Here is a 730-nt window from a genome sequence, read left to right on the forward strand (position 1 = left end):
ACCCACGCCAAGCCCTGCGTACCAAGCCACTGCATCGCGCAGGAACTGCACGGCACTGCGCCTTGTCTCGTCTGGATGCATTGCCGTGTAGGCAATCCGGGCATGATCATCCACCGCGACGAACAGATACTCCCATCCAGCGCCATCGACCGTATCGCGCCGATTGCCGGTGACGCGATGGCCTGGACGCGCGATACGGCCGAGCTTCTTGATGTCGATGTGCAACAAATCGCCCGGTGCCTCGTGTTCGTAGCGCTGAACCGGTTCACGCGGTTGCAGGTCGCTCAACCGGGACAGTCCGGCACGCGCCAGCACGCGGCTGACGGTCGAGGCCGACACGCCCACCTGTCGGGCGATCTGACGTTGCAGCAAGCGTTGCTGGCGCAATTCCACGATCAACAAGGCAGTCGCCGGGGCGATGGCGCGTGGACAGCGAGCAGGCCTCGATGAGGCGTCAGCCAGTGCCGGCACGCCACCGGCCAGATAGCGCCCGAGCCATTTACGCACGGTCGGTGTTGTCACGCCGTGATCGGCCGTCGCTTGCGGCACACTCGAACCGGATTCGGTGATTTCCTGAACCATCTCGAGTCGACGCGCGAAAGTGAGTCGGGCATTCTTATGGGTGTTCATCCGGCTGGGTTCCTGGAAGGTTGGGTGTTTGGCGACTTCCAGTCTCCCAGACTCAGTCCGGATGAACCATCGATACAACCTATTGAAGCTTCACAGCTAG

At 62.2% G+C, this 730-nt stretch carries 1 protein-coding gene; it reads right to left on the bottom strand.

Features of this window, described 5'->3' with window-relative positions:
* A partial coding sequence (locus WT24_RS20495) for a helix-turn-helix domain-containing protein (protein WP_082742247.1) occupies window positions 1-630 on the bottom strand: 630 nt, incomplete at its 3' end.
* Window positions 631-730 lie beyond the last annotated feature (100 nt).

The sequence above is a fragment of the Burkholderia sp. MSMB1078WGS genome (assembly GCF_001528895.1).
Classification (GTDB): Bacteria; Pseudomonadota; Gammaproteobacteria; order Burkholderiales; family Burkholderiaceae; genus Burkholderia.